General features: G+C 34.9%; 37 protein-coding genes and 1 pseudogene. 27 read left to right on the top strand and 11 right to left on the bottom strand.

All coding sequences use genetic code 11. The features are described 5' to 3' along the window. Positions 1-7: 7 nt before the first annotated feature. The gene (gene moaC / locus MMB69_RS05605; RefSeq protein ID WP_221783792.1) at positions 8-496 is read right to left on the bottom strand and encodes a cyclic pyranopterin monophosphate synthase MoaC; all 489 of its coding nucleotides are present in this window, start codon (positions 494-496) and stop codon (positions 8-10) included. A 114-nt stretch (positions 497-610) separates the two neighbouring features. Here moaC and MMB69_RS05610 point away from each other — a divergent pair, with 114 nt between their 5' ends. Then, on the top strand, positions 611-1,876 hold the full coding sequence (locus MMB69_RS05610; RefSeq protein WP_221783794.1) for a molybdopterin molybdotransferase MoeA: 1,266 nt from the start codon (positions 611-613) through the stop codon (positions 1,874-1,876). Positions 1,877-1,890: 14 nt separating this feature from the next. Here MMB69_RS05610 and MMB69_RS05615 read toward each other — a convergent pair whose 3' ends face one another. Further along, on the bottom strand, positions 1,891-2,034 hold the full coding sequence (locus tag MMB69_RS05615) for a YvrJ family protein (RefSeq protein ID WP_308124326.1): 144 nt from the start codon (positions 2,032-2,034) through the stop codon (positions 1,891-1,893). A 422-nt stretch (positions 2,035-2,456) separates the two neighbouring features. Next, the gene (locus MMB69_RS05620; protein ID WP_221783796.1) at positions 2,457-2,888 is read right to left on the bottom strand and encodes a terpene synthase; all 432 of its coding nucleotides are present in this window, start codon (positions 2,886-2,888) and stop codon (positions 2,457-2,459) included. A gap of 151 nt (positions 2,889-3,039) precedes the next feature. Between MMB69_RS05620 and MMB69_RS05625 the strand changes: the two genes are divergently transcribed. The 3 genes from MMB69_RS05625 (at position 3,040) to MMB69_RS05635 (ending at position 4,876) form a co-directional block, all read left to right on the top strand. Further along, on the top strand, positions 3,040-3,561 hold the full coding sequence (locus tag MMB69_RS05625; protein ID WP_221783798.1) for a GNAT family N-acetyltransferase: 522 nt from the start codon (positions 3,040-3,042) through the stop codon (positions 3,559-3,561). Between the two features lie 92 nt (positions 3,562-3,653). After that, positions 3,654-4,436, top strand: a complete 783-nt coding sequence (locus MMB69_RS05630; protein ID WP_221781043.1) for a GNAT family N-acetyltransferase — start codon at positions 3,654-3,656, stop codon at positions 4,434-4,436. A 254-nt stretch (positions 4,437-4,690) separates the two neighbouring features. Then, positions 4,691-4,876 carry a hypothetical protein gene (locus MMB69_RS05635; protein WP_221781044.1) on the top strand — a complete coding sequence of 62 codons (186 nt, stop codon included), beginning with the start codon at positions 4,691-4,693 and terminating at the stop codon, positions 4,874-4,876. 124 nt (positions 4,877-5,000) lie between these two features. Here the strand turns inward: MMB69_RS05635 and MMB69_RS05640 are convergent, their stop codons facing one another. Further along, positions 5,001-5,378, bottom strand: coding sequence for a winged helix-turn-helix transcriptional regulator (locus MMB69_RS05640; protein ID WP_013058468.1), 378 nt, complete (start codon positions 5,376-5,378; stop codon positions 5,001-5,003). A 119-nt stretch (positions 5,379-5,497) separates the two neighbouring features. Here MMB69_RS05640 and MMB69_RS05645 point away from each other — a divergent pair, with 119 nt between their 5' ends. The 6 genes from MMB69_RS05645 (at position 5,498) to MMB69_RS05670 (ending at position 10,176) form a co-directional block, all read left to right on the top strand. Next, positions 5,498-6,091 carry an NAD(P)H-dependent oxidoreductase gene (locus MMB69_RS05645; protein ID WP_221783800.1) on the top strand — a complete coding sequence of 198 codons (594 nt, stop codon included), beginning with the start codon at positions 5,498-5,500 and terminating at the stop codon, positions 6,089-6,091. 160 nt (positions 6,092-6,251) lie between these two features. Continuing rightward, complete coding sequence (locus MMB69_RS05650) at positions 6,252-6,443, top strand: hypothetical protein (RefSeq protein ID WP_221783802.1); 192 nt, start codon at positions 6,252-6,254, stop codon at positions 6,441-6,443. A gap of 120 nt (positions 6,444-6,563) precedes the next feature. Next, positions 6,564-7,430: a pentapeptide repeat-containing protein gene (locus MMB69_RS05655; protein ID WP_048019289.1), complete on the top strand. Its 867-nt coding sequence runs from the start codon at positions 6,564-6,566 to the stop codon at positions 7,428-7,430. 150 nt (positions 7,431-7,580) lie between these two features. Then, complete coding sequence (locus MMB69_RS05660) at positions 7,581-8,039, top strand: AraC family transcriptional regulator (protein ID WP_269871372.1); 459 nt, start codon at positions 7,581-7,583, stop codon at positions 8,037-8,039. A 445-nt stretch (positions 8,040-8,484) separates the two neighbouring features. Next, positions 8,485-9,054, top strand: a complete 570-nt coding sequence (locus MMB69_RS05665) for an MEDS domain-containing protein (RefSeq protein ID WP_064472004.1) — start codon at positions 8,485-8,487, stop codon at positions 9,052-9,054. 249 nt (positions 9,055-9,303) lie between these two features. Next, on the top strand, positions 9,304-10,176 hold the full coding sequence (locus tag MMB69_RS05670) for an AraC family transcriptional regulator (protein WP_269871373.1): 873 nt from the start codon (positions 9,304-9,306) through the stop codon (positions 10,174-10,176). A 236-nt stretch (positions 10,177-10,412) separates the two neighbouring features. Here MMB69_RS05670 and MMB69_RS05675 read toward each other — a convergent pair whose 3' ends face one another. Then, positions 10,413-10,754 (bottom strand): SPW repeat protein, encoded by a 342-nt coding sequence (locus MMB69_RS05675; RefSeq protein ID WP_264408419.1) that lies wholly within the window; start codon positions 10,752-10,754, stop codon positions 10,413-10,415. A 193-nt stretch (positions 10,755-10,947) separates the two neighbouring features. Here MMB69_RS05675 and MMB69_RS27280 point away from each other — a divergent pair, with 193 nt between their 5' ends. Beyond that, positions 10,948-11,214, top strand: a complete 267-nt coding sequence (locus MMB69_RS27280; RefSeq protein ID WP_014458786.1) for a DUF3973 domain-containing protein — start codon at positions 10,948-10,950, stop codon at positions 11,212-11,214. 43 nt (positions 11,215-11,257) lie between these two features. On the opposite strand, the gene MMB69_RS05680 is transcribed toward MMB69_RS27280, so the two are convergent. Then, positions 11,258-11,899 (bottom strand): DUF1232 domain-containing protein, encoded by a 642-nt coding sequence (locus MMB69_RS05680; protein WP_182421240.1) that lies wholly within the window; start codon positions 11,897-11,899, stop codon positions 11,258-11,260. 119 nt (positions 11,900-12,018) lie between these two features. Between MMB69_RS05680 and MMB69_RS05685 the strand changes: the two genes are divergently transcribed. Continuing rightward, the gene (locus MMB69_RS05685) at positions 12,019-12,600 is read left to right on the top strand and encodes a manganese efflux pump (protein WP_277447304.1); all 582 of its coding nucleotides are present in this window, start codon (positions 12,019-12,021) and stop codon (positions 12,598-12,600) included. Positions 12,601-12,716: 116 nt separating this feature from the next. Here MMB69_RS05685 and MMB69_RS05690 read toward each other — a convergent pair whose 3' ends face one another. After that, positions 12,717-13,169, bottom strand: coding sequence for a DUF4288 domain-containing protein (locus MMB69_RS05690; protein ID WP_209367526.1), 453 nt, complete (start codon positions 13,167-13,169; stop codon positions 12,717-12,719). A gap of 168 nt (positions 13,170-13,337) precedes the next feature. On the opposite strand from MMB69_RS05690, the gene MMB69_RS05695 reads away from it, so the two are divergent. The 9 genes from MMB69_RS05695 to MMB69_RS05735 all read left to right on the top strand — a co-directional run bounded on the left by MMB69_RS05695 (position 13,338) and on the right by MMB69_RS05735 (position 18,071). Further along, positions 13,338-13,835 (top strand): ankyrin repeat domain-containing protein, encoded by a 498-nt coding sequence (locus tag MMB69_RS05695; protein WP_221783809.1) that lies wholly within the window; start codon positions 13,338-13,340, stop codon positions 13,833-13,835. 101 nt (positions 13,836-13,936) lie between these two features. Further along, the gene (locus MMB69_RS05700; RefSeq protein WP_221783841.1) at positions 13,937-14,431 is read left to right on the top strand and encodes a DUF3267 domain-containing protein; all 495 of its coding nucleotides are present in this window, start codon (positions 13,937-13,939) and stop codon (positions 14,429-14,431) included. Between the two features lie 629 nt (positions 14,432-15,060). Further along, positions 15,061-15,246, top strand: coding sequence for a hypothetical protein (locus MMB69_RS05705; protein ID WP_098112447.1), 186 nt, complete (start codon positions 15,061-15,063; stop codon positions 15,244-15,246). A 51-nt stretch (positions 15,247-15,297) separates the two neighbouring features. Then, positions 15,298-15,579 (top strand): DNA-binding protein, encoded by a 282-nt coding sequence (locus tag MMB69_RS05710; protein WP_277447305.1) that lies wholly within the window; start codon positions 15,298-15,300, stop codon positions 15,577-15,579. Positions 15,580-15,789: 210 nt separating this feature from the next. Next, entirely contained in the window at positions 15,790-16,089 is a 300-nt protein-coding gene (locus MMB69_RS05715; RefSeq protein WP_063247138.1) for a DUF2089 family protein, read from the top strand. Beyond that, a complete protein-coding gene (locus MMB69_RS05720; protein WP_277447306.1) occupies positions 16,089-16,379 on the top strand; it encodes a hypothetical protein in 291 nt (96 codons plus the stop codon). Before MMB69_RS05715 ends, MMB69_RS05720 begins: the two co-directional genes overlap by 1 nt. A 27-nt stretch (positions 16,380-16,406) precedes the next feature. Continuing rightward, on the top strand, positions 16,407-16,682 hold the full coding sequence (locus MMB69_RS05725; RefSeq protein ID WP_063247136.1) for a hypothetical protein: 276 nt from the start codon (positions 16,407-16,409) through the stop codon (positions 16,680-16,682). A 216-nt stretch (positions 16,683-16,898) separates the two neighbouring features. Continuing rightward, positions 16,899-17,432, top strand: a complete 534-nt coding sequence (locus MMB69_RS05730; protein WP_277447307.1) for a hypothetical protein — start codon at positions 16,899-16,901, stop codon at positions 17,430-17,432. A 120-nt stretch (positions 17,433-17,552) separates the two neighbouring features. Further along, the gene (locus MMB69_RS05735) at positions 17,553-18,071 is read left to right on the top strand and encodes a YfiT family bacillithiol transferase (protein WP_264408413.1); all 519 of its coding nucleotides are present in this window, start codon (positions 17,553-17,555) and stop codon (positions 18,069-18,071) included. Positions 18,072-18,275: 204 nt separating this feature from the next. On the opposite strand, the gene MMB69_RS05740 is transcribed toward MMB69_RS05735, so the two are convergent. Both MMB69_RS05740 and MMB69_RS05745 read right to left on the bottom strand, forming a co-directional pair. Further along, complete coding sequence (locus tag MMB69_RS05740; RefSeq protein ID WP_277447308.1) at positions 18,276-18,746, bottom strand: hypothetical protein; 471 nt, start codon at positions 18,744-18,746, stop codon at positions 18,276-18,278. 4 nt (positions 18,747-18,750) lie between these two features. Beyond that, entirely contained in the window at positions 18,751-19,539 is a 789-nt protein-coding gene (locus MMB69_RS05745) for a hypothetical protein (RefSeq protein WP_277447310.1), read from the bottom strand. A 265-nt stretch (positions 19,540-19,804) separates the two neighbouring features. Between MMB69_RS05745 and MMB69_RS05750 the strand changes: the two are divergent. Then, positions 19,805-19,906, top strand: a pseudogene (locus MMB69_RS05750) (esterase); the annotation flags it as partial. Positions 19,907-20,127: 221 nt separating this feature from the next. On the opposite strand, the gene MMB69_RS05755 reads toward MMB69_RS05750, so the two are convergent. Both MMB69_RS05755 and MMB69_RS05760 read right to left on the bottom strand, forming a co-directional pair. Then, on the bottom strand, positions 20,128-20,286 hold the full coding sequence (locus MMB69_RS05755) for a hypothetical protein (RefSeq protein ID WP_277447311.1): 159 nt from the start codon (positions 20,284-20,286) through the stop codon (positions 20,128-20,130). 83 nt (positions 20,287-20,369) lie between these two features. Next, positions 20,370-20,579, bottom strand: coding sequence for an alpha/beta-type small acid-soluble spore protein (locus MMB69_RS05760; RefSeq protein WP_047750082.1), 210 nt, complete (start codon positions 20,577-20,579; stop codon positions 20,370-20,372). A gap of 514 nt (positions 20,580-21,093) precedes the next feature. Between MMB69_RS05760 and MMB69_RS05765 the strand changes: the two genes are divergently transcribed. From MMB69_RS05765 to MMB69_RS05785, 5 genes are all read left to right on the top strand, one after another. Beyond that, positions 21,094-21,300 (top strand): hypothetical protein, encoded by a 207-nt coding sequence (locus MMB69_RS05765; protein WP_221786294.1) that lies wholly within the window; start codon positions 21,094-21,096, stop codon positions 21,298-21,300. A 134-nt stretch (positions 21,301-21,434) separates the two neighbouring features. Beyond that, on the top strand, positions 21,435-21,617 hold the full coding sequence (locus tag MMB69_RS05770; RefSeq protein WP_098112452.1) for a hypothetical protein: 183 nt from the start codon (positions 21,435-21,437) through the stop codon (positions 21,615-21,617). A 223-nt stretch (positions 21,618-21,840) separates the two neighbouring features. Continuing rightward, entirely contained in the window at positions 21,841-22,584 is a 744-nt protein-coding gene (locus MMB69_RS05775; RefSeq protein ID WP_277447313.1) for an HAD family hydrolase, read from the top strand. Positions 22,585-22,714: 130 nt separating this feature from the next. Further along, on the top strand, positions 22,715-22,903 hold the full coding sequence (locus MMB69_RS05780) for a hypothetical protein (protein ID WP_221786291.1): 189 nt from the start codon (positions 22,715-22,717) through the stop codon (positions 22,901-22,903). Between the two features lie 296 nt (positions 22,904-23,199). Continuing rightward, positions 23,200-23,307 (top strand): YjcZ family sporulation protein, encoded by a 108-nt coding sequence (locus MMB69_RS05785; protein WP_016766356.1) that lies wholly within the window; start codon positions 23,200-23,202, stop codon positions 23,305-23,307. The last annotated feature ends 134 nt before the right edge of the window (positions 23,308-23,441 follow it).

The following is a 23,441-nucleotide window of genomic DNA, read 5'->3' on the forward strand; positions in this document are numbered from 1 at the left end:
ACCTCCTTTACGCTTCCGTACGCTTGTAGTCACCGTTTTTGCCGCCTGATTTTTCAAGCAGATACGTTTCGCCGATAATCATGCCTTTATCAATGGCTTTGCACATATCATAAACGGTTAGAGCGCAGGCAGAAGCGGCTGTTAAAGCTTCCATTTCAACGCCCGTTGAGCCTTCCGTTTTAACAGTTGCTTCTATTAATAAACGGTATTGATCATTGCTTGTATCCCAGTCAAATGAAAGGTTTACGCCTTTTAATAAAAGGGGGTGACACATCGGAATAATGTCAGACGTGCGTTTTGCAGCCATGATTCCCGCTACTTGTGCGACAGCAAGCACGTCGCCTTTTCCGATCTTATGTTCTACAATGGCTTCGTGAATTCCTTTGTTAACAAGTATGCTTGAACGAGCGGTTGCAGCGCGGCGAGTGATAGATTTTTCGCTAATATCGACCATGTTGGCACGGCCTTGGTCATTAAAATGTGTAAAAGAAGACATCGGTGTTTTCATCCTTTTTCAGTAAATTTTGTTGTATGATAGAAATAGTGAGATATGCTATGATTTTACACCATAGCGCAAAAAGTGAACAGACATAAAGGAAGTGAAGAATGTATGTTAGAAAGCAGAACACCTATTTCAATTCCTGAAGCAATTGAAAAAGTCATGACATATAAAAGAAAAGGCAGCATCGAACGCGTATCGATCACCGAAAGCTACGGACGCTATTTAGGAGAAGATATTGTCGCCGACCAAAACGTGCCTCATTTTAATAAATCGCTTTATGACGGCTTTGCAGTTCGAGCGCAAGACTGCATAGAAGTCTCAATTGAACATCCTGTAGAGTTCGAAGTTGTAGGTGAAATCGGCGCTGGCTCTGTTTTTGAAGAAGAACTAAAGCCGTTTCAAGCAGTGCGTATTATGACAGGAGCACAAGTGCCTCATTCATGTGATGCGGTTGTGATGCTTGAAGTAACGAAGTCGTATGAAAAAGAAGGCAAAACGTATATGGCGTTAAGCCGGCCTGCTTCAAAGTGGGAACACATTGCATTAAAAGGAGAAGAAACAAAAAAAGGAGACGTGCTCGTTTCAAAAGGAACGCGCATCAATCCGGGCGTCACCGCTTTTTTAGCTACGTTTGGCTATGCGGATGTAGCCGTGGTGAAGCAGCCAGTGGTTGGCGTGTTAACAACAGGAAGCGAACTGCTTGATGTGAACGAGCCGCTAGAACCAGGGAAAATCCGCAACAGCAACTCCTATATGGCACTTGCACAAATCGTAAGAAGCGGGGGAATTCCGAAATATTTAGGGAAGCTTGAAGATGATTTTGACCGCTGCTATGAAGCGGTAGAAAAAGCGCTTGAAGAAGTGGATATTTTACTGACAACCGGCGGAGTATCCGTTGGCGACTATGATTATTTACCGGCTATTTATGAAAAGCTTGGCGCCAATGTGCTGTTTAACAAAATTGCGATGCGACCGGGAAGCGTCACAACAGTCGCAGAACGAAACGGACAGCTGCTGTTTGGATTATCAGGAAACCCATCTGCTTGCTATGTCGGGTTCGAACTGTTTGTTCGTCCAATTGTTCGCAGCTTTTTACATTCACCACTGCCTCATTTACATAAAACAAAAGCGGTGTTAAACGGACGTTTTAAAGAGCCTAATGCATTTACGAGAATGGTGCGAGGAGAAATTACAGACGAAGGCGGAAGGCTTGTTGTAACGCCAGTTGGAATGGACAAGTCAGGCGCTATTTCGTCATTAGCTGCAGCAAACGCCTTGATTGTTCTTCCAGGCGGAGAGCATGGGTATGATAAAGGAACAGAAGTGAACGTACTGCATCTTGAAAACGAAGGCACGAGTTCGCTTTGGATATAAAAATAGCAGTCTGCTTATTGCTTGTCCTTTTTTTCAATAAGAACTTGAAGCAGCTCTGTAATTGGATCTAATTTGCTTTCAATGCGAACAAGTAAGTAAAAAGACAGGGCAATTGGAAAGCCTAAATCTTTAATATAGCTAACTAAGTTTTCTATAATAGCATACCTCCTTCACTTAGAAGATATATTATAATATGTGATTTCTAAGTATTTGTTCGCAGGGGATACACCCATTTTTAAGACAAAAGTCCTTGGAAAATAAGAAAAAGCAGCCTCGGCATTGGCAAGCGAGGCTGCTTTTTGTAAGGGTTCATTCACACGTATTCAAGTGTGAACGATTATTGGAATTAAACTATAACATATTTTAAAATATAAATAATACTTTTGATGTGTTCTAACATATGAATAAGAGGTGCGCTTTTAATTCATCGATTTAATTGGTCCTCCTAATGAAAAATCAACTAAATTAAGGATGTATAAAAAGCTGCATATTCTATAAAAGTGACTTTTTCAGAACTCTTACTTCCCTAAGGGTTCTCTTTTTTGCTGTGTGCCTAAGAGGGTGGTTTGTGTACACGGTCTTAATCCTGAGATAAATAAATCCAGTTGATTTCATCAAGTTCTTCAATACTATAATTTGAACCTATATTCTTTAACATTTTATTGAAGAATTTTAGATTAACTTCATGATCATACAAATCTTCTTGAATGTATTCCTTAATAATAAAGTTTGTTAAATTTGTATTATTAACAAAATCTGAAAAGAACGACGTTATAAGGTCTGAATCTTCTTCGTTTAATTTTTCATCATTAATGATCGAAATCCTAAAAACGTTTAAAATTGCGTCAATATCTTCTGCATCCATATAACATAACGGATCTAGTTTTTTATCTTCTTCTGTAAATGGATTTCGAGTGTCTTCAATAACTACATAAGATATAATTCTTCCATTTCTTGATACATGGAAGATTTCTAAATCACGCAATTTTAAATTTCTATGAAGTGATATCATAAGTTCCTCCTATTAAAATGTTGATTTACGATATTTTAATAAATTAGATATTGGTAAATCTAAAAAGTATAGTATTCAGTTTACAGTAAAATAATCTTGTGTGGTATTAATTAACAAATATATAAACGTAAAAAGAGAAGAGGATACGTATATGAGAGAGTATTTCTTGAAAACGAAAAGGTTAGGATTTTCCATTTGGCATAGTGATGATGTTAAATATGCAAACTCTCTTTGGCGAGATGAAAACGTAACGAAATTTATTGTGGCAAATGGAAAAATGTCTGTCGAGGAAGTACGAAATAGACTTGATAGAGAAATAGATATGTATCGTCAACATAACATTCAGTACTGGCCTGTTTTTTTACTCCAAACGAACGAACATGTAGGTTGCTGCGGTGTGCGACCTTACAATATTCAAGGTAAAACTCTAGAGTTTGGCATACACTTAAAACGTGCTTATTGGGGAAAGGGAATAGCTCAAGAAGCAAGTCAAGCAGTCATAGATTACTCTTTTACTAACCTTGAGGTAAACAGTTTATTTGCTGGGCATAACCCAAAAAATAGAGACTCTGCAAGATTGCTGAATAAACTAGGGTTTAAATACACGCATGATGAGTTTTATAAACCCACGGGGTTACAACATCCTTCTTATTTACTTACTAAAGAAGTATAGCGAAAGTTAATTTTTTAAATAGCCTATGACATGTTTGTGTTAACTAGAAAGAACTAGATAAACATATACTTTATTAAGGAGGAGTAGATAAAATGTATTGTCTAGAACCAAAAGATTATGATAAGATACATAACATTTTGAAAGCGTCATTTAAGACTCCTACATTTGCTTTTTCTGTCGTTAATCATGTGATTGAAGGATCTGTGTACGTAAATGATAGTATGAAGCCAACGTCAGGATTTCTTAGAATACGTGCAGGCGACTATTATGTATTTGGTCAAGGAAATGACTTAGTGTTTAATAATTCTCTCTATCGTTACTTCGTTGAGAATGTTTATGGTAAGGAAAAACGTTTTACTGTTTTTACTCCATCGACCGACTGGGAGGCTTTTTTTGACGAGACTTTCCAACCTTACCTAAAGAAAATGATACGTTCTAAGTATAGATTTGTTCCTTCAAAAGTTCCTTTTAGGTATACCCTTCCCGATCTTTATGAGTTAAAAGATTTTAACTCTGACGCTTTAAGAAAAAGTGAGAATTTTAATGAATCATATATAGTGGATTACTGGGGATCAGAAAGTCATTTTCTGAAAAACGGATTAGGAGTTTGTGTTATCCATAAAGAAAACATTGTCGCCGAATGTGTGTCGATCTTTCATAGTGGAACAATAGCTGAAATCGATATTGTGACTAATCCTAGCTATAGAGGACAAGGACTGGGAAAGATAGTAGGTCAAGAGTTTATAAATAAGTGTTTAGAAAAGAGTGTTATGCCTGCTTGGGATTGCGATAATAATAATAAAGCATCGAAAGTATTAGCTAGTAAACTTGGATTTTCTAATGAAGAGAGGTACGCTTTATATGTATTAAAATGAAAAGCCCTAAAAATAGGGCTTTTTTGTACCGATTATACTTTTAAAGCAACAAAGTCTAGATAGAATAAGCATGTGTAAGCACTGTTCTAAAAGTGTGTTACAATGTAATTATAAGGAATAAGAGGGGGATATAGGGATGTTAACGGCAGCAGTTGTAACTGTTTCAATTTTATCTTTAGCTTGGATTGTAGGGAAAAAAAAGCAACCAGGAAAACAATGATTAGATTAGAAAAAAAGCATCTGAGGTGGCATATATGCAAAGACAGCAAAGCATTACTGTACTTTTATTAATGCTAGGAATAGCAGCTATTTCTTTAGGAATGGCTTTGAGAGATGTATTCGAGCACTCTCCTACGGTGGGCTGGCTTCTAGGAACCGCAATATTAATAGGTAATTCTATTTATACAGGTGTACAAATTAAAAAGAAAAGTCATACATAATTAATTTTTAAAGTGCTTGGATAATATTTATCCAAGCACTTTTTTAGCTTATTACATTACAGTAACTACTCGTGTATAGGCCATATCTAAAGTACACGAATCTATTAATAAATATAATTTATATTTAAATTTCTTCTTTTTCTATTGCTCTCGCATTAATAATTCTGTTCTTATGCGTTTCTCCCCAGTCTTTCATAAGCAAAATGATTGGTTCGAGAGATCTTCCGAATTCGGTTAGGGAGTACTCTACTTTTGGGGGGATTTCTTTATAGATTTCACGGTGAACAATCCCGTCTTTTTCTAACTCTCTTAATTGTAAAGTCAGCATGCGCTGTGTAATGGCAGGATATAGTTTTCGGAACTCATTAAAACGCTTCTTTCCATCAATGAGATGATAAAGTATAATCCCTTTCCATTTTCCACCTATTACGTCTAATGTGGTTTCGACCGGGCACCCGACTTTACTGGGGGAATAATCGAAGCCTACTTTTTGGTTTCTCATCCATTTTCACTCCCTGTAGTATACAGTTTTATACTATGTTTAATTAATGTGCGTACTTCCTCTAATTTATTACAAAATATACAATATAATCATACCAAAAATAACAAGGAGGTCTATATATGAAAACATTAGTACTCATTGCACATCCACATATTGAATCTTCTCGAGTAAATAAAAAATGGAAGGAATCAGCTTTGAAGCAAACGGATGTAACGGTTCATGATCTTTATGAAACATATTGTGATCAACCCATTGATGTGAAAGTTGAACAGCAGCTGCTTCTTGCTCATGATCGTATTGTTTTTCAGTTTCCATTGTACTGGTACAGCAGTCCGCCACTTTTAAAACAGTGGTTTGATGAAGTATTTACCTTTGGATGGGCTCATGGTCCTGGTGGAACGAAGCTGACGGGAAAGGAGTGGGTGCTGGCTATTTCCATCGGTTCGCCTGAACATTCTTATCAAGCGGGTGGGTATAATTTATTTTCAGTAAGCGAAATAACAAAGCCGTTCCAGGCATCTGCTAGTTTAGTTGGCATGACCTACCTTCCTCCTTTTGTAGAATATCGTTCCAATAAAATTAGTGACTATGATATTAGTCAAAGTTCAATTCGCTATGTAAAGCATATTACAAATACAGAATTAAATCCGAAAATTCGTTTTCGTAACTATTTAAAACAGCTAGACGAAAGTACTTTGTCTGTTAATGAATAAACAAAGGGAAAAAGAAAGAGCATCTAATGTGGTGATTAGATGCTCTTTTTAATACTTAGAAGCAGCATATGGCATACATTCTATTTTCTGAATAATTGAAGGTTTTGAGAGGACATAATCGTATAAATATAGAACTGAGTAGTAAGTCACTACCTGTTATATGATTAAAGATTCTTGGTTTACAGTGCAAACGATTGATGATAAAACTTATGCCATTAGCGAATATGGGCATTGGGAAAAAGTCCATTCTTTTTTGCTTATCGGAGAAAATAAAGCTGTGCTTATAGATACAGGGCTTGGGATTGATAGCATAATGTATTTATTAGCAATAGAAGGTACTGTAAATAGTTAACTTTCTTTAAGGGTTACGAAAGAATTTACTAAAAAAAATCTGTATTTTACACATTAAATATAAGGTGAAATTAACTTTATTTTCCTTTTGGTCGCTATTAACATGAGAGGAATGGTTGTTTTGTCTAATAAATTAGAAATAAATAATGATATTCGAGATAATTTACGTTCCAACTGTTCAAGTTGTTTTGGTTTGTGCTGCGTAGCTTTACCTTATGCACAATCTGCTGATTTCGCATTTAATAAAGATGGCGCGACCCCTTGTCGTCATTTACAGTCAAACTATTCATGTTCCATTCATAAAAACCTTATCACTACGGGATTCAAAGGCTGTGTGGGGTATGAATGTTTTGGTGCAGGTCAAAGAGTTTCTCAAGTTATATATATAGGAAATGATTGGAGAGCTAACAAAACAAGGGCTAAAGAAATGTTTGAGGTATTTCCTATTGTTCAGCAGCTGCATGAAATGCTGTGGTATTTAAGTGAGGCACTCCAATTTCAAGCTACAAAACCAATTCACAATGATTTGAAAATTTCTTTTGAAGAAACTGAAAGCCTGATCAAACAAAGCCCAGAGGATATTTTAAAAATTGATGTACATGAACATCGAATGAAAGTGAAGGACTTGCTTGTACGTACAAGTGAATTGGTGCGTCCTAAAACATCTAATAAAAAGTTGGGAAAGAAATTCAAGCGTAGTAGTGACTATATCGGTGCTAAGCTAAGAAGAGCTAATTTTAGAGGAGCTAATTTAAAGGGAGCGTTATTTATAGCTGCTGATCTTAGAGATGCTGATCTCCGATTAACTGATCTTATTGGTGCAGACTTTAGGGATGCTGATTTGAGCGGTGCCGACCTGACAGGAAGTATTTTTCTTACTCAGGCACAAGTGAATGCGGCAAAGGGAAATGTACATACAAAGTTGCCGTCTGCTTTAGCAATCCCAGAACATTGGGTAAAAGGAGGAGCTCAAGGACTAGTTCGATAGTTCTTGAGCTCCTTTTTTATGCTTAGAACCGCGCTTATATAAACTGTGTTTATATAAATGGTAAATTTTTAAAAAATTAAGTGATTATCTTTTTAAATAGTGATAACTTTTTCATTGTAGTAAATATTGATGAAAAAGGGGCAGAGTGAGATGAATATGAAGATTGATACTTTACCAAATTACCGAATTGCATATGTGAGACAAGTTGGGCCATATGGTCCTCATAATGTTAAAGTGATGGAGAAGTTAAAACGTTTGGCTAAAAAGAAGGGATTGTTTACTAAAGATTCAATAATTCTGAGCATCGCACGGGACAATCCTGAAGAAACAGCTCCTGAGAATTGTCGCTATGATGCCGGTATCGTCATTTCTAGTGAATATCACGTTGACGATGATTTTAGTGAAGATCAATTAGTAGGGGGACAGTATGCAATATACAAAGTTAAGCATACTGCAGAAGAAATTCAAAAAGCGTGGGCTACCATTTTTTCTGGCTTGTTAGAAGCGGGTTATGAAGTTGATCCGAGGCCAATCTTTGAACGATATTATGGTGACAACAATGAGATTGATTATTGTGATATTTGTGTACCTATAACATTAAAAAAATAACAGCTTTTTATTTGAAGATCCTGAACTTCGCTAGAAGTTTAAGATCTTTTTTCTACTTGTAACGCGTGTTATGATAGCTATTTTTTAGGCTATACAAACTAAAAAATAGATGGGCGGTGCTTTTATCCATGCTACGCGAAAATTTATTTGAAAGGATAAGTAAACTTAATTCTGTCATTATTTCTTGTTAGGGTTTAATCGTATTTGAAAAGGGGTATAGTATTCTTTAGTCAAGGCGCCAGAATAATTGCCGCAAATGTTATACCCTTTGCAATCGATATGGATACACTGTTCTAAAAGCAGCCGTACACTCTAAAACAAAGGGGAAAACATCTAGCTTTGACAGACAAGAATGCAAAGCGTAGAATTGTTCTAATGAATAGATAATTTACTATTTTAAGAGGCTTAAAATTTAGGTTGATTTTATATAAGGGAGCGTACATATTTGAAAAATCAGTTTGCTCAATTAATACAGAATAATGAAAGCGTTCATATTTACTATAATATTGACGACATGAGAAGTTACTTAGATAATCTTGTCTCTTATATTGTGTCGGGAATTGAACAGGAGAGGCATACGTTAGTTATAGAAAGTGAAAGATTAATTCCATTAATTTTTGAAAAGTTAGAGGAAATTCTAACTGAAGATCAATTAACATATATACATACTATTAATAATTTTGATTATTACTGTTCAAGTGGGAGTTTTCAGCCTGCTATCATCTTTGAACATCTCTCTCGACACTTAGATCCCTTCTATAAAAACAATAGATCTTTTCAAATATGGGCTCATGTAGAATGGGGACAGCAAGAAGGAATTGTACCTATTTTAGAAGAGTTTGAGAATGAAGCAGACAAATTAGTAAATAAAGGCGGATTACATTTAGTATGTGCTTATGATGAAGAGAGAGTACCAGAAGTTCTTAAACTTGCTTTAATGAAGTGCCATCCATACTTAATTTTAGAAAACAAAATTATCCCATCCAATTTATATATAATGACAGATGCAGTGTAATTGATATTTTAGTTGGGATTTACTACTGAAAACACACGTAAATAGAGAACAAATAAAGAGGCTTATAATTTAAGGCTCTTTATTTGTTGTTTTCTAAAGTTATTATGCTAGCTGAAATTGCATTTTGAATAGCTTGTTTACGTTTGTAGGAACTTATGAACAGAAGGAAAAAGCCTGCATAACTGTGCATGAAATGTCGGATAGCCTTATTCAAATCCTGCTATTCTGATAATAAGGGAGGTCATACAAATGGATGTGCTTAGAAATATGAATAGAGCTTTACACTATATTGAGGAGAATTTAACCAATGATATCGATTTTAGAGAAGTAGCAAGGCTGGCTCTTTGCTCTGAGTATCACTTTAAAAGAATGTTTTCTTTTCTTGCAGGTATTACTTTATCAGAATATATTCGCCGAAGACGACTTACACTTGCAGCATTTGAACTTAAAGATAGTAACATCAAAGTCATTGATGTTGCGATCAAGTACAATTACAGCTCACCGGATTCGTTTACAAGGGCTTTTCAAAATCTACACGGTATAACTCCTTCGGAAGCTAAAAAAAATGGGAGTTCACTTAAAGCATTTCCAAAAATGACCTTTCAGTTATCAATTAAAGGAGGAAATGAAATGAATTATCGAATTGAGGAAAAAGAGGCCTTTCATATCGTTGGTATTAAAGAAAGAGTTCCGATAATTTTTCATGGAGTTAACCCAAAGATTGCTGCTATGTGGGAAAGCTTGAACGATGAAACAATACGTAAATTAAAAGAACTTTCTAATGTTACACCATTAGGTTTGCTTAGTGCATCTGTGAACTTTTCTGAAGGGAGAATGGAGGAAAAAGGGCAGCTGGACCATTATATCGGTGTAGCCACAACTAAGGATTGTCCCAATCATTTAGTACAACTTGAAGTGCCAGCTGGAACATGGGCTGTATTCGAAGCAGTCGGACCATTTCCTGACACATTACAAGATGTATGGGGACGAATTTATTCAGAATGGTTTCCATCCTCAAATTATGAACAAGTAGAAGGACCGGAAATCTTATGGAATGAACATAAAAATGTAACGTCGCCAACCTTTAAAAGTGAAATATGGATACCCGTGTTAAAAAAGTAATGATGACTCCGTAATGGAGAGAAAAGGTAGATCGCAAATGTGATCTACCTTTTCTCTTTTATAGCTTTCTGTAAAGTACGTTACGCTGGCTAAACCTGTGTACGCTTTACATAAACAGCAGAAAAAGCTCTCTATTTCCGTAGGGAGCTTTTCTGCTAGGAGAATTATTTCTTACATAGTCGATACGTTGCGGTATCTTGAGTAGTTTCAGCAAAAAGTGGGATGTTATTCGCTTTTTAACTTACAGCTTTTAATTTTAATCTTGCTTTAGAGTTCAAGCTCCATAAACTAAGTAATACGGTCATTAACCCAAGTACGACGCTAGACCAAAGCACCCCGTCTGTTAATGAATAAGTAAAGGGAAAAAGAATAAACCATAATCCGGTAATGAGCGAAATCCAATTTTGCCATGAATTCCATCCGGGTTTAGTAACTCCCCAAAAAGACATAATCACTTGAAGGCTTCCAAATACAATACTTGCTGAAGTAGCCCCTGTATCGTATGAAAACCCAAGCATCCAAGGGGCAATAACAAACCAAATACCGATTACAGCGTTAATAATATCTCTTGTTTTCACCACTGTCCCTCCTCAATGTATGACACTCTCTATGATGTCATTATTGAACTATATGTTTGTAAGTGCCGTGTGTTGAGTAGTTATCAACGCCTATTGAGATTTTTTCAATTTTTATTGTAGGAACAAGCACTTCTGTTGATTCGTTCTCATAAGATGTTTCAAAATCAAGTATAAGAAAGAGAGTGGAAAACAAATGTACTATTGTGTTAATTGCTGCAGATTGCAAAATGAAAATCTTATTAAGAGTAAGCTATTTGAAAATGGAGTCTATATAGATCCATTTGTAGGAGAGAAAATTCCTTTAGGTATGTGTGCGCATAGATGTAACCATGAGTCATGCGAACCATGTGAAAAAGAAAAAATCATCAAAAAGATTGTGCCAAAGGAATTATCTAAATTAAAGAAAGCAATAGAGTATTTACCTGCTCATCGTTCAGAAAAAGTTCCGTTTTCACAGTAAATAGCTGCATGCCGCGTTCAGTTCCCTTAATAAAACTCAGTCTTTATTCCGTAAGTTGATTCATCACTAGTTGTACAGCTATTGCATCGTCTAAATAGCCGATTGGAAAGACGTAGTCTGGGATAATATCGGTAGGCAAAATAAAATACAATAGCGCACTTCCTAATGTAGAGCGCTTGGCAGCTGAGGTTTCTTCGTTACAATATTCAAGATACATTTGCTTTAGTTGATCAATGAAAGTGCCAACGCTGCCTACTTGCTCTATTTTGGATTGAAAGTTATTTATAATCATGCTGTGTCCTTCGTCGGTCTGTGCATATTGCTCATATTTTGTTAGTTCTTGTTTTACACGTTCAATCGTAAAGTTTGTATCCACTATATTAAAAGATTTAAGTATTTCTTGAATTTTATCAATGGAGTAATGAATGCCTGTTTCTACTTCATTTTCTGTAGTATTTGAAGCAGCTCCAGCAGGGTCAATTAATGCTTCAAGAGGAGTGTTTAAATAGTGCGCAAATTGCTTTAAATGATGTAGATTTGCTTGCTGCTTTCCGTTTATAATCCGTGAAATAGTTGCCGTATCGATCCCCGTAAGTGAGCTGAGCTTCCGCATAGATAAAGCATTTTCCTTTAATAAAGACCGTAACAACAAACCAAGGCTTTGGTCATTTTGAATCTTAGACATCGCGAGTCACCTCTTCATATTTTTCAACGCGCAGTAATCATTTTATTGAAGGTTTATCAACAATATATGCAACAAGTAAGCAAATTTCCTCAATATTATCATCAAAAGGAGAATACAAAATGGAATGGTTATTCATTTTAGGTTTTGCCCTATCATCAAGTATAGATAACTTTGGTGTAGGAATATCTTATGGAGTACGAAAAATCAGGATAAGATGGCTTTCTAATTTACTAATAGCGGCTATTTGTTTCCTCTTTAGCATGGTGGGAATTATGTTTGGCAAGTGGATTTCAACAATCTTACCGGGAGTGTTCCATGTTATTGTAGCCGTCGTATTATTAACGCTAATTGGAATTAGAATTATTTTATTAGTAGGATCTCAAAGAAATAACGGTATTGATGAATTAGAAAGTACAGGTCAAGAAAACGTACGATATATTGGCTGGATTGAAAGCAGTGTGCTAGGTGTTGCACTTTCCGCCAATGCACTTACAAACGGTCTAGGAGCGGGTTTACTTGGATTGTCACCTTTAGCCATATCCCTTACATCAGCATTTGGTAGTTTTATAACGGTATGGCTAGGAGTAATGGTGGGGCAAAAAGCAGCAAATGTGCAAATCGGCAGCTTTACATTGGGTCAATGCGGAACGTTGATAAGCGGGATTACGATTTTAATTGTAGCTTTTACTCAAATATTTTAAAAGAAGAGACGCCATTTAAAGCAAGTGGCGTCTCTTCCTTATGTTTTAAGTTAGTACATTATGTTGATCAAGTTCGTATATCGTATACATCTTGTTTTTATATTTAATATGAATTTTTAATTAAAATCTCTATTCCTTAAAATGAAGTTTTTTCGTATCCGCTCTGTTTCATCTTCTGTAACTTCTGGATAGTGCCTAGATAAGACATTAGCTAAACTTTCTTCTTTAGGTATATGTAAAAAACGTGAATATACCTCCGTACCACTTGGGAACTCATCTTCTTCAAATAAGAGGAAGGCATCTAAACTCTCAATCAATTGGAAATTCACAGTCTGATCATAAACGTTGGTATAGCTGTCTTCACATTCTTTTGCTTTCTTTTCTGCAATTTCATAGGCTTGATCAAATGATTGGGCTTTAATTAATAAAATACTTTCTTCAAATATCTGATGTTCTTCATAATTTTGGTCAATCTTTTCTATATTAGGTTTACCGACTATTAAGTACTTATAAAGAACCTTTACTCCATACCATTGGACGTCTAGCTCTTCGCTATTAGTTGTTTTCATATCAACTCTCCATTCTTACCTAAAGGAACCATGATTATTAATTTTATCATCGTATTCCTTATCGTCCTTCTTACTTATATAACTGAGTTTGTATATCGTGTTCATCCACTAAGCTATGATAAAATGGAAATATAATCAAGGTATTTCTATATATTAGGGGGATGTAAAGTGGAATATATTGATCAAATAACAAATGCTGCAGTGAATGGAGAAAGTGAAGAGATAAAAGCTTTATTAAATAAAGAGCCATCTTTACTTAACGCTTTTAATTCAGATGGATGGACACCTTTACATTTAGCTTGTTATTTTGGGCAAATGGATAGTGCTAAGTTATTGTTGTCGCTAGGGGCGGATATTCATATTAAGGCTAAAAATTCGAATGAAAACATGCCTCTTCATGCAGCAGTAGCAAATAAGCAAATTCAAGCTGTAGACTTGTTGCTTACAAAAGGCGCAGATGTAAATGCAAAACAAAGCGGTGGGTGGACTAGCCTTCATGAGGCCTCGTTGCTAGGAGATGAAAATATGATTAAACTTCTCATCGAAAAAGGTGCAGATATCGAGATACAAAAAGATGATGGGAAAACACCTTTAGAGGTTGCAGTAGAGAAAAAACAAGACAGCGCAGTTCATTTACTTACTCAGTATTTAAATAATAAAGCTTAATATAGAGTAGGAGATTTTATGTTAATGAAATTAGCGGAAGTTTACATGAAGGAGAGGGAACGCCTATTATCATTTGGTTTCGCCACTTGCCACAAATAAGCATGAACTTTTCTGAATGGACACCTTTTATCCAGAATACGTGGTATCGAAAACACTATATGAAGTTTGTATATTTACTTCAGATTATTATTCTATCAATACCTTATTTCTTTGGAGCAGGCTTTACTCGTATCAATCTATTTTATCTCATCATGACAGGCATCGCTGTCTTTGTTGCTCACGAATGTCTACACGTGTTAGTCATTCGTAAAAAAGGTGATATGAGCTTAACTTTTAGCGGAATATTTTTCTGGCTAAGCACAAATGCCGTTCTATCCAAAACGAGATATTGGCTTTTTATGAGCTTGCCTTTTGTTGTATTATCGGTAGTTCCTGCTATTATATCGTTCTATGTATCAGGAAATATCAAATCAATTCTATTATTTGTGTGTTGGATAAATACATTCATTTCTGGCTCAGATATCTATAACTCATTTTTAATTGCTATTAAACCGAAGAACTCGTTTTTTTGCAGAGGTTATTACCAAGTAAAGTAGTAGGACAGGGGTCTAATCGTACTAATACCTAAAAAAGGAGCACTTATAGTAATTGGGTGCTCTTTTTGTGCTGGTAATCCGTTTTATACTAGTTAGTTTCGTATAACCTCCGTTCAAACAGTACTCTAAAACTATGTTAAAATGTAATTATAAGGAAGAAGAGGTGGATATAGTTATGGTGACTGCAGTAGTGGTAACGGTTTCTATATTAGCGTTAGCTTGGAGTGCTGGACAAAGAGAACAGAGGGAGTAACTATATGTATTATTTGTATATAGAATCGAGATGATTGGATAAATGAGCAAAAGAAATGTTTTAGTCAAGTTGATGTTCTTTTTAGGATCATTTTCTATTATAATCTTTGGGTTTATTTTAAAACAGGGATTAACAGGGTTGCTTTTATCTGCTGCCTGTATTGTATCCGCAGGGTTTTTAATGAAAACTGGAGTTACAAAAAGAAGGGGAAACTAACATAGCTTAGCTGCCCCTTCTTTTTCCTTATTGTAAATTACTAGGGTGACTAGCTTTGCATGTCGTATACAGCATAAAAATAGAAAGATTCCTTTAATCAGTAAAATAAATATAATTATGTTAAAATATAACTATATTTACTTTTTTGGTGGTGAAATAGGTGTATAATCGAAGCTTGGGTTTACTTTTAGTCGGCGCAGGAACAGTCTTTTTAATTTTAGCTTTAACATTACATATAGCTGGATTATTATATGGTGTTATTTTAGGAAGCAGCATATTATTAAATGTTTCAGGGGCAGGTATACTTATGAAGTTTATAGCTGATGAAAAACTGGCTAATTTGTAGAGATCTTACGCTAGAATGTATTTATTAGAAATGTTTTGGGGGTATCCTGCTTTGGAAATGAACTTTTTTTGGCTGGCTTTAGGTTTAGCTGCCCTTGGTTATTTTATAGGCGATGGTTTAAAAAATTTTAGTAAACCTCAAAGGAAATCAAAATATCCTTATTTGATTAAAGAAAAAGATCTACACTATCACTTTAACTTAAGTAAAGGTGAAATTGAAGAACTGTTAACAAAATATCCCGGAGCTCCAAAAATAGAGTTGAAAGGGACTACATATTATCCGTATCATCAATTCGTTGACTGGCTGTCGTCTAATGAAATCTATAAGGTGTAAAGGAGGAGAAGCATTTAGTCTTTAAAGGCTAGATGTTTCTTTTTTTGAAGATTGGATTCTAATGCCATCGTCACTAGAAATAAACGCTATATAAACTAAAAACACTAATAAAACGAAACTTTATTTTATTAGTGTTTTTAATTTTATTAAAAAACACTTTAACTTTATTTAAGTTCATGGTATATTAAAAAAAGGAAGAGGTGGTTATATATGGATAATAGAGATGTTCCTTCGTGGATACTGTCGTTAGAAAGTGATGATGTAGAATTTATAAGAAAATTTGTATTAAATTCAGGTTCTTTAAAACAGCTTGCAAAAGACTACGAAGTGTCCTATCCAACTGTTCGTATACGTTTGGATCGTTTAATACAAAAGATTGAGATAAATGAAGAACATGATAAAGAAGAATTAATTAGCCTTGTTAAAAAGCTTGCTATTGAAGAGCGCATTAGCTTAGAAGATGCCAAGCTGATTATAGAGAAATATAAAGGTGAAAAGGGGATTAAGTAATGTCTGATTGGAGTACGATCGTAGTTATTGCTATTGCAATTTTAGGTCATCATTTTTTATCTACTCGAGCGAGTGTGTATTGGGGAGCTATCGTTCCAACCGCTTTTCTATCCTATTGTGGATGGAGATTGTTTACGAATCATCAAATACTAATGGATCATCCTATAAAAGCTCCTTTAGCAATCCTTTTTGTGTTGTCTATACTCATTGTGGACTGGGGAACAGGAAGAGATTCTCATAAAAAGAAGCAGCAAAATGAATTAAATAAGATGAAAACTCAGGATATATAAAGGAATCTTTGAAAGGGAGATTAAATCATGCCTCATCATTTGTTATTTTTTGTACTGATATGTGCCGTTCATTACTTTTTATCTACTCGGGCGAGCGTATACTGGGGAGCGATTATGCCAACAGCTTACTTAGTATACTGCGGATGGATATTTACAGCTCACCAAATAAATCACCCAATCAAATTAATTTTATTGCTTTTATTTGGTTTAAGTATATTTCTCATCGAATGGGAAGAAGGAAGAAAGATTTTTAAAAAGAAGCAGCAAGATGAATTAAATAAAATGAAAACTCAGGATATATAAACTAGCATAAAGGCCAAAAAAGCAAAGAGAACATTCTCTTTGCTTTTTTTCTTTATCAAGGTTCACCATTATAAAGTGCAACAGTAGAACCCTTTAGAAATATACGTATGTCATCGTTAGCTGGGTTATCTTTGCTTGAAATCATTGTGGCATATTACATAAACTTTCAGTTTTAGGTAATAATATTTCCGAAACTACAGTTTGAGGAGAAAATTCATGCGTAAGTACAAAAGAAAATTGATCATTTCTTTAGCCGTGCTAATCTTTCCATGGTTAACCGCGCCTTTTATAGGAACAAAATCATTTGTCCGCTTTTTGCCTGTAGCTACTTTCGCTAACTTATTCATCATTGTGTTTACCGTTATTGCTAATCAGAAAAAATGGTTTAAAAACAACAATCCTTTATTTCCTAAGGCACCGATAGATTTTACTTATATTTTAGGTCCTCACTTAATAGGAACGCTTTGGATATTTAAGCTAACATACGGCTCTTTTCTAAAATACATATTTGCCAATACGGTGTTAGACTGGTTTAATATTTTCCCTTTTGGCGGTGCCTTGAAAAAAGCGGGTATATTTAAAATGAAAAGGATGTCGCCAAGCATGTACTGGGGAATGACTACGGTTTTAGCTGTTGTTTTATATGGATATCAGTACATCGTGGAAAAAGCGATTAGGCAAACAAATGATTCTCAATCAAGATTACAAGCGCTTAAAGCAAATATCCGAAAAGGATCTTCTCATCGCTGAAGGTCTTTTTTTATTTATTTTTAACACTTTATCTGTCTGTTTTTATTCTGAATATTCAAGTTTATTTTAAAGTAGAGTGCTATACTATATATTAACAAAACTAGAAAGGGAGGAAGAAGTATGTTTAATCAATATCCTATTGGGAAATTTACCGTGAAGGAAAATATTCAAAAAGAAGATATTCAAGGTTGGATTCATGACATTGGAGATGCACCAAAGCAATTAGCTTATGCTGTAGAAGGGCTGACAAACGAGCAGTTAGCTACGCCTTATCGAGAAGGCGGTTGGAAATTAAGTCAAGTTGTCCATCATTTAGCTGACTCACATATGAATGCTTATACTCGTTTTAAATTAGGCTTAACAGAGCAAGCACCTACTATTAAGGCCTATGATGAAGTAGCTTGGTCAACTCTGCCTGATAATGATTTACCAATAGAAGTTTCTCTTCAACTTTTTTCAGCTTTACATAAGCGTCTTCATAAAGTTTTAAGCTCACTTGATGAAAAAGATTTGAAGAAAATGATCCACCATCCTGAAAACGGAGAAGTGACGATTGAGCAATTAATAGCTACTTATGCCTGGCATGGAAAGCATCATGTTGCTCATATTACGACATTACGAAATCAAAGAGGTTGGTAGAGTGGCATTTAACATATGTTAGAACCAAAAAAGCTCTTTTTAAAAGCTTTTTTGGTTCTAATAAATTACATTATGCTAACTAAAGATTATACAGCTTAAAAACAGAAAAACTCCCTCAATGCGTTAAGGAAGTTATCTCTAATCCTGAATAGTAATTCATTCATCCTATACCTCGATATTATATTGGACGGTGATGACTTATTTTTATAAGCCATCAGATCTGACTTTTGAAACACCTAGGGCAAGGTTTTTCCACAAAGTTTGTTCAACCGCTTCGGCGTCTCCAGCATGACAATCAACAATGAGTATGACTTCTGAATGTTTGCCACGTAGAATTCGTTGATTTTTTCTAATTACTTTAAATATAAATAGTTTAATTCCTAATCCTAAGATAAATCCGATAAAAGCACTAATAATCCCCCAATAAATAGGGCCCCAGCTTAGTTTAAAACCAACGCTTGCCCCAATAACTGAAAAGGCTGTGGCTAGAGCCATTCCTAAATCAATGAGAGAAACTCCATCTGCTCGATGAAGGCTATCAAAAATCCGGCGATCTTCTGTTCGATTATTAAGAGGAACAATAAATATATCTTTTTTCTTTATTCCTTTTCTTTCTAGCTCCGAAACAGCTAATTCTATGTAACTGGAGTATTCGAATGTAGAAAAGATCTGCATATTTTCACTCCACCTTTTTTCCTTTCACAATACAAAAGCTTGGATGTTGATACGTTTTCTCGAAGAAGTTTTTTTGCTCTCTTTCCACAAGTTTATTATTCTCAACGGTATTCATATAGGAATCAAAGGTAGCAAAACCATATAGAGAAGGGAAAAATAACAGCCATTCTTTATTCAAAACGGAGGTAGCCTGTTTTATTTCTCCTAAAAATAGCAGAGAAATCCCCTCAAGTAGATGAGAATAATAAAAGAAAACGACTGCCCAAATGATGACAAAGAAAGCACCAATGATCCGATGAATATAGAGTTGTCCTAGACCCGGCATCAAAAAGGACCAGGCAACGGATAGGATGGGATTCCGTTTATCTAAATAGTTTATTTCCATGGCTCCTATACTAAAGGAGTTGAACCGATGATTTTCTCTTTCAGCTAACACGTATATTTTATTTAAATCAACGGTTGTTCGGTAACTATCCCATATAGCAAAAATATAAACAGGAATATAAATAAGAAGCCATCTTGTATTAAGCACGTCTTTGGCCATATCAATGTTTCCTTGAAAAGAATAAATCATCGCTAAATTTACATGAGATTTAAGGTTTATGACGACCTCCCATATAAATAACACAAAGCCGCGAAGGTATTTAGAGAGTAGTAAGTGTCCAAAACCAGGAAAAGCTGCTGACCACCAAGCAACAATATAGGGGTTTCTTAAATGGATTTGAGTCGTTCCAAATATACTAACGTGAGCAATATAGCGTCTTGCAGTATTGTCATTTTTATAATTATTCATTTACGATCTCCTATGGATTGGAAGGAAATATACTTTTTATACCTATCATCAATATTTAATATGGTCTTGTTTATTTATTTTATGCAATCCACTGATATCCACTTAATCTTTATCGGAATAGAGAATTCGTGGACAAGAAAAAGCTCTTTGTTTTTTCATAAAGAGCTTTTTTACATGTTGTTTCTGAAAATTAGTATTATGTTGATAAAGAGGTGGTTAGATGCTTCACGGCGTCTTGACTCGTTTGTTCAAGATATAGAAATATATTCAACTTTATGGCATTGGACATATTGGATTGCTTTCAAATAGTCAGGTTAACGGGTACATAAAAGAAGGGCTGAATGGCGAGGGACAAAATACAAACTAATTATTTTTCAGGCGGACAAGGCAGGCTCGCCTTTTATATATTGGGGATTAGACCGTTTGCCTTTGTGTTTCACCAGCATGGACCTGATGAAACACACCCGAAGTCACAGTATCTCCCCCGTCGAAATAGAGTAGACTGCTAAAAGTACCTCGGTTAATTGAGGTACTTTTATAGGTTCTTATACAAAGAGTCTGTGATTAAAAACTGCTTAAAGTGTTTTTTTAATCGCGCATTGCGCCTGCTTCTCGAGAAGTCATTGCACCTTGTCCTTCATTTACGTCTCTTTGGATTTCTTGTTTTACTTGTTGTGCATTTGTTGCAGAAGCTGCTGATTTTTCAGTAAAACCAGCATTTTCGTTAGCCGGTTGATTTTGCTGCATATAATCTCTCCTTCTTTTTTTATTCGTACAAAAAGGAAGAATGGATACCCACTCTTCCTTCAGCCATCAATTATAAAGTTGTCTTAGAAGCGTCCGCCGCCAAGTTGTTGCTGAGCTAATTGCACAAGACGTTTTGTGATTTCGCCACCTACTGATCCGTTTGCACGTGCAGTTGTATCAGCACCAAGGTTTACACCAAATTCGCTAGCGATTTCATATTTCATTTGATCGATTGCTTGTTCAGCACCGTATACTAATAATTCGTTGTTGTTGCTGCTTTTGTTGTTTGCCATGTTGTGTCACCTCCTTGTTTTCCTTAAGTTTCCTAGAGGCCAAGAAGTATATACATGGTAATTGGTGGATGTTTAGGCCCTTATCATTTAATGATACTAAAGAGTAGAAACAAGTTACGCTGTGAAAAGTGGAATTACATATTTCATTTCCTTGTGAAGAAAACTATACGCTTGTCATGTGTAGGAGAGAGAATGACAGTTCATTTGTCATTCTTTTTTCATGTTCATGTGTATACTAGTTGAATGACAAAGGACTAACTCTTTAAAGAGTTAGTCTTTGGCTTAATAAAAATGATTGCTTTTTATAGCTATTTTAAGAATTGTGTTTAGTTATTCTACCTCTGTAAATTAAGTTTTGACGTTTTAATTTCTCCATTTCGTAAAACAATTAAGCATGTTGTACATGTCTCTTAGCAACAAGTATCTATTTAATTCTCGGGAAATAAAAATATAACTTAACCTTCCACTTATTTTATCTTCAGATTTTCAAACAATAGGGCTAGGAGGTGTTTTTATGCCAAAGAAAGACTTTAAAGGCGTTGATAATTCAGGAATTGCAGAAAGAGTTGATTATAACAACTATAAAAATAAAGATAGCAATAATGATCCTACGCTTAACCGTGTTGTCGAAGAAGACGGACGTGCTCTTGACCCAAGGGAAACCTTGGAAAATTTCTTTACTGACCTTGAAGGCGAAGAGCCACAAGAAATTACAACTTAATAAAAAAAAGTAAAAAACGGTGGATCTTTTTTAGCGAAAAGACCTATGAAACGTAGATATTTTTATTAGAGGATCTGCTGTAAACGAGTTAACATGATTTTAAAAAATGAGGACTATTAATAGAGGTGAAGTTCATGTCGCATACAGAAACTGAACGAACAACGTATATGTATGATCCTTTCACTATACAAGGTCTTGAAATGAATATACCTAAAGAAAACGAAGGCAACCAACCGCTAATAAATCGTTCAGGACTGAGTACCTCTACGTTTAAAACAAATATGAATAGAGAACATTTTGAACGTTATATTTATTAGCAGGAATATCCTGCAGCGTTTTATCTTATAAAAAGATCCTTCTATTTTATATGCTAGAAGGATCTTTCCACTAAATATTCTCATTTCAGCATAGTAAATCAACTGCTTATTCCTAACGTATTTGAGATTTTATCTTGGTTTTAGGTGTGGATAGGTAATAAAAGTGGTTAGTGTTTTTTCATATATACTGTCCGTACATCCATTGTAGAAAGGATTTAACGAAATGCAGAAGCAAACCTTACTTTTTAATTTAGACGATACGCTTGTTCACTGTAATAAATATTTTAGAGACACCATAAATGCTTTTGTGGCTCAATTGCAGGAGTGGTTTGAGAATCTGACTAAGGAAGAAATAAAACAAAAGCAGTTAGAGATAGATTTAAAAAGTATCGAAAAATATGGCCTTCACTCTTCCCGTTTTCCAGAATCATTAGTAGCTACTTATTTATTTTTTAATGAACAAAATCATCAAGATATCCATGACGAGAGAGTCGAAAGAATCAAAAAAATCGGTCAAAGTGTATTTGAAGTACCGATAGAACCCTTGCCAAATATGTATGAAGTATTAGATAAGCTTAAAGAACAAGGACATAATCTCTACTTACACACAGGTGGAGATGAGGAAAATCAAGGTAGAAAAATTGTTCAGCTAGAGCTAGCTAAATACTTTGAAAAAAGAGTGTTTATTTCTGAACAAAAAGATACACCTGCATTAAAAGAAATACTAAACCAAATTAAGTACGATCCAAAAAAGACTTGGATGATTGGCAATTCATTAAAAACCGATATAAGACCGGCAGTAGAAGCTGGAATACATGCGATTCACGTACCTTCTGAACTGGAGTGGAGCTACAACCAAGTTGAAATTGATATTGCGCCAAAAGGTAAATTGATAACCGTTAATTCATTGCTGGAAGTTCCAGAAATCATCCAAAAGCATGCTCAAGAAACGGTTGTGTCTACCTAATACTAGGTCATATGTAAACACAATGCACAGAAGCAGCTAACCGTTGATTAAACCTTACCCAACAGTAGCCAGATAAAGTTCTTATGTTTTTTCTAACCAACTCACATAATATACAGAGGAGGTGACTGATATGGCAGATCAATCTAAAGAATCAGAAAAAATGATATGTGAAGATCATAATTCTCCAGTTGATGAAAGAAGCTACGATTTATACGAAGCGACGCGTAATTCACTTTTACGCAATGAATTAGACGATAAAAACAAAACCATTTTAAATAATATTGATAACGGAACGATGGATGTTAATCTTGAGGAATAATTCACATTAAAAACCTTCTACTCCTGTCAGAATGAACTAAAGAACACCTCATTCTTACTATCACAAAGCATGTTTAAAAGGTGTTTTGATCCCTGTCTCGAAATCAGGGGTCAGTCCCTAGCAATGAAGGGTTTTTACTATGTGAAATTTAGGATGTTATTTAGCTATTGTTAAACAAAGTAGCCTATTTTAGACCAAAATCCAATCGATATGAGCTATGTCTACATATAATACCTTAACCCATGTATATTTAAAGTTTTTTCCTTTAGTTAAATACCATGAAAAGAGGTGTTTGTATGTCTAGTTATGGTGGAGCTGGTTCTGGTTTTGCTTTATTAGTTGTCCTGTTTATTCTTCTTGTCATTATTGGATGCAGCTGTTACGGCCGCGGATTTGGCTATTAATAACAATAAAAAAGTCTTTCTCTAATTTGAGAAAGACTTTTTTATTCTAGGTTGTGGGGGGACTCTTATACGCAATAGAACTGATTGGGCGGAATTCAAACAATCTATTGCAGAGGGAGTAAAACTCATATATG

It is taken from the genome of Priestia sp. P5, from assembly GCF_029522155.1.
In the GTDB taxonomy this organism is placed as follows: Bacteria; Bacillota; Bacilli; order Bacillales; family Bacillaceae_H; genus Priestia; species Priestia megaterium_E.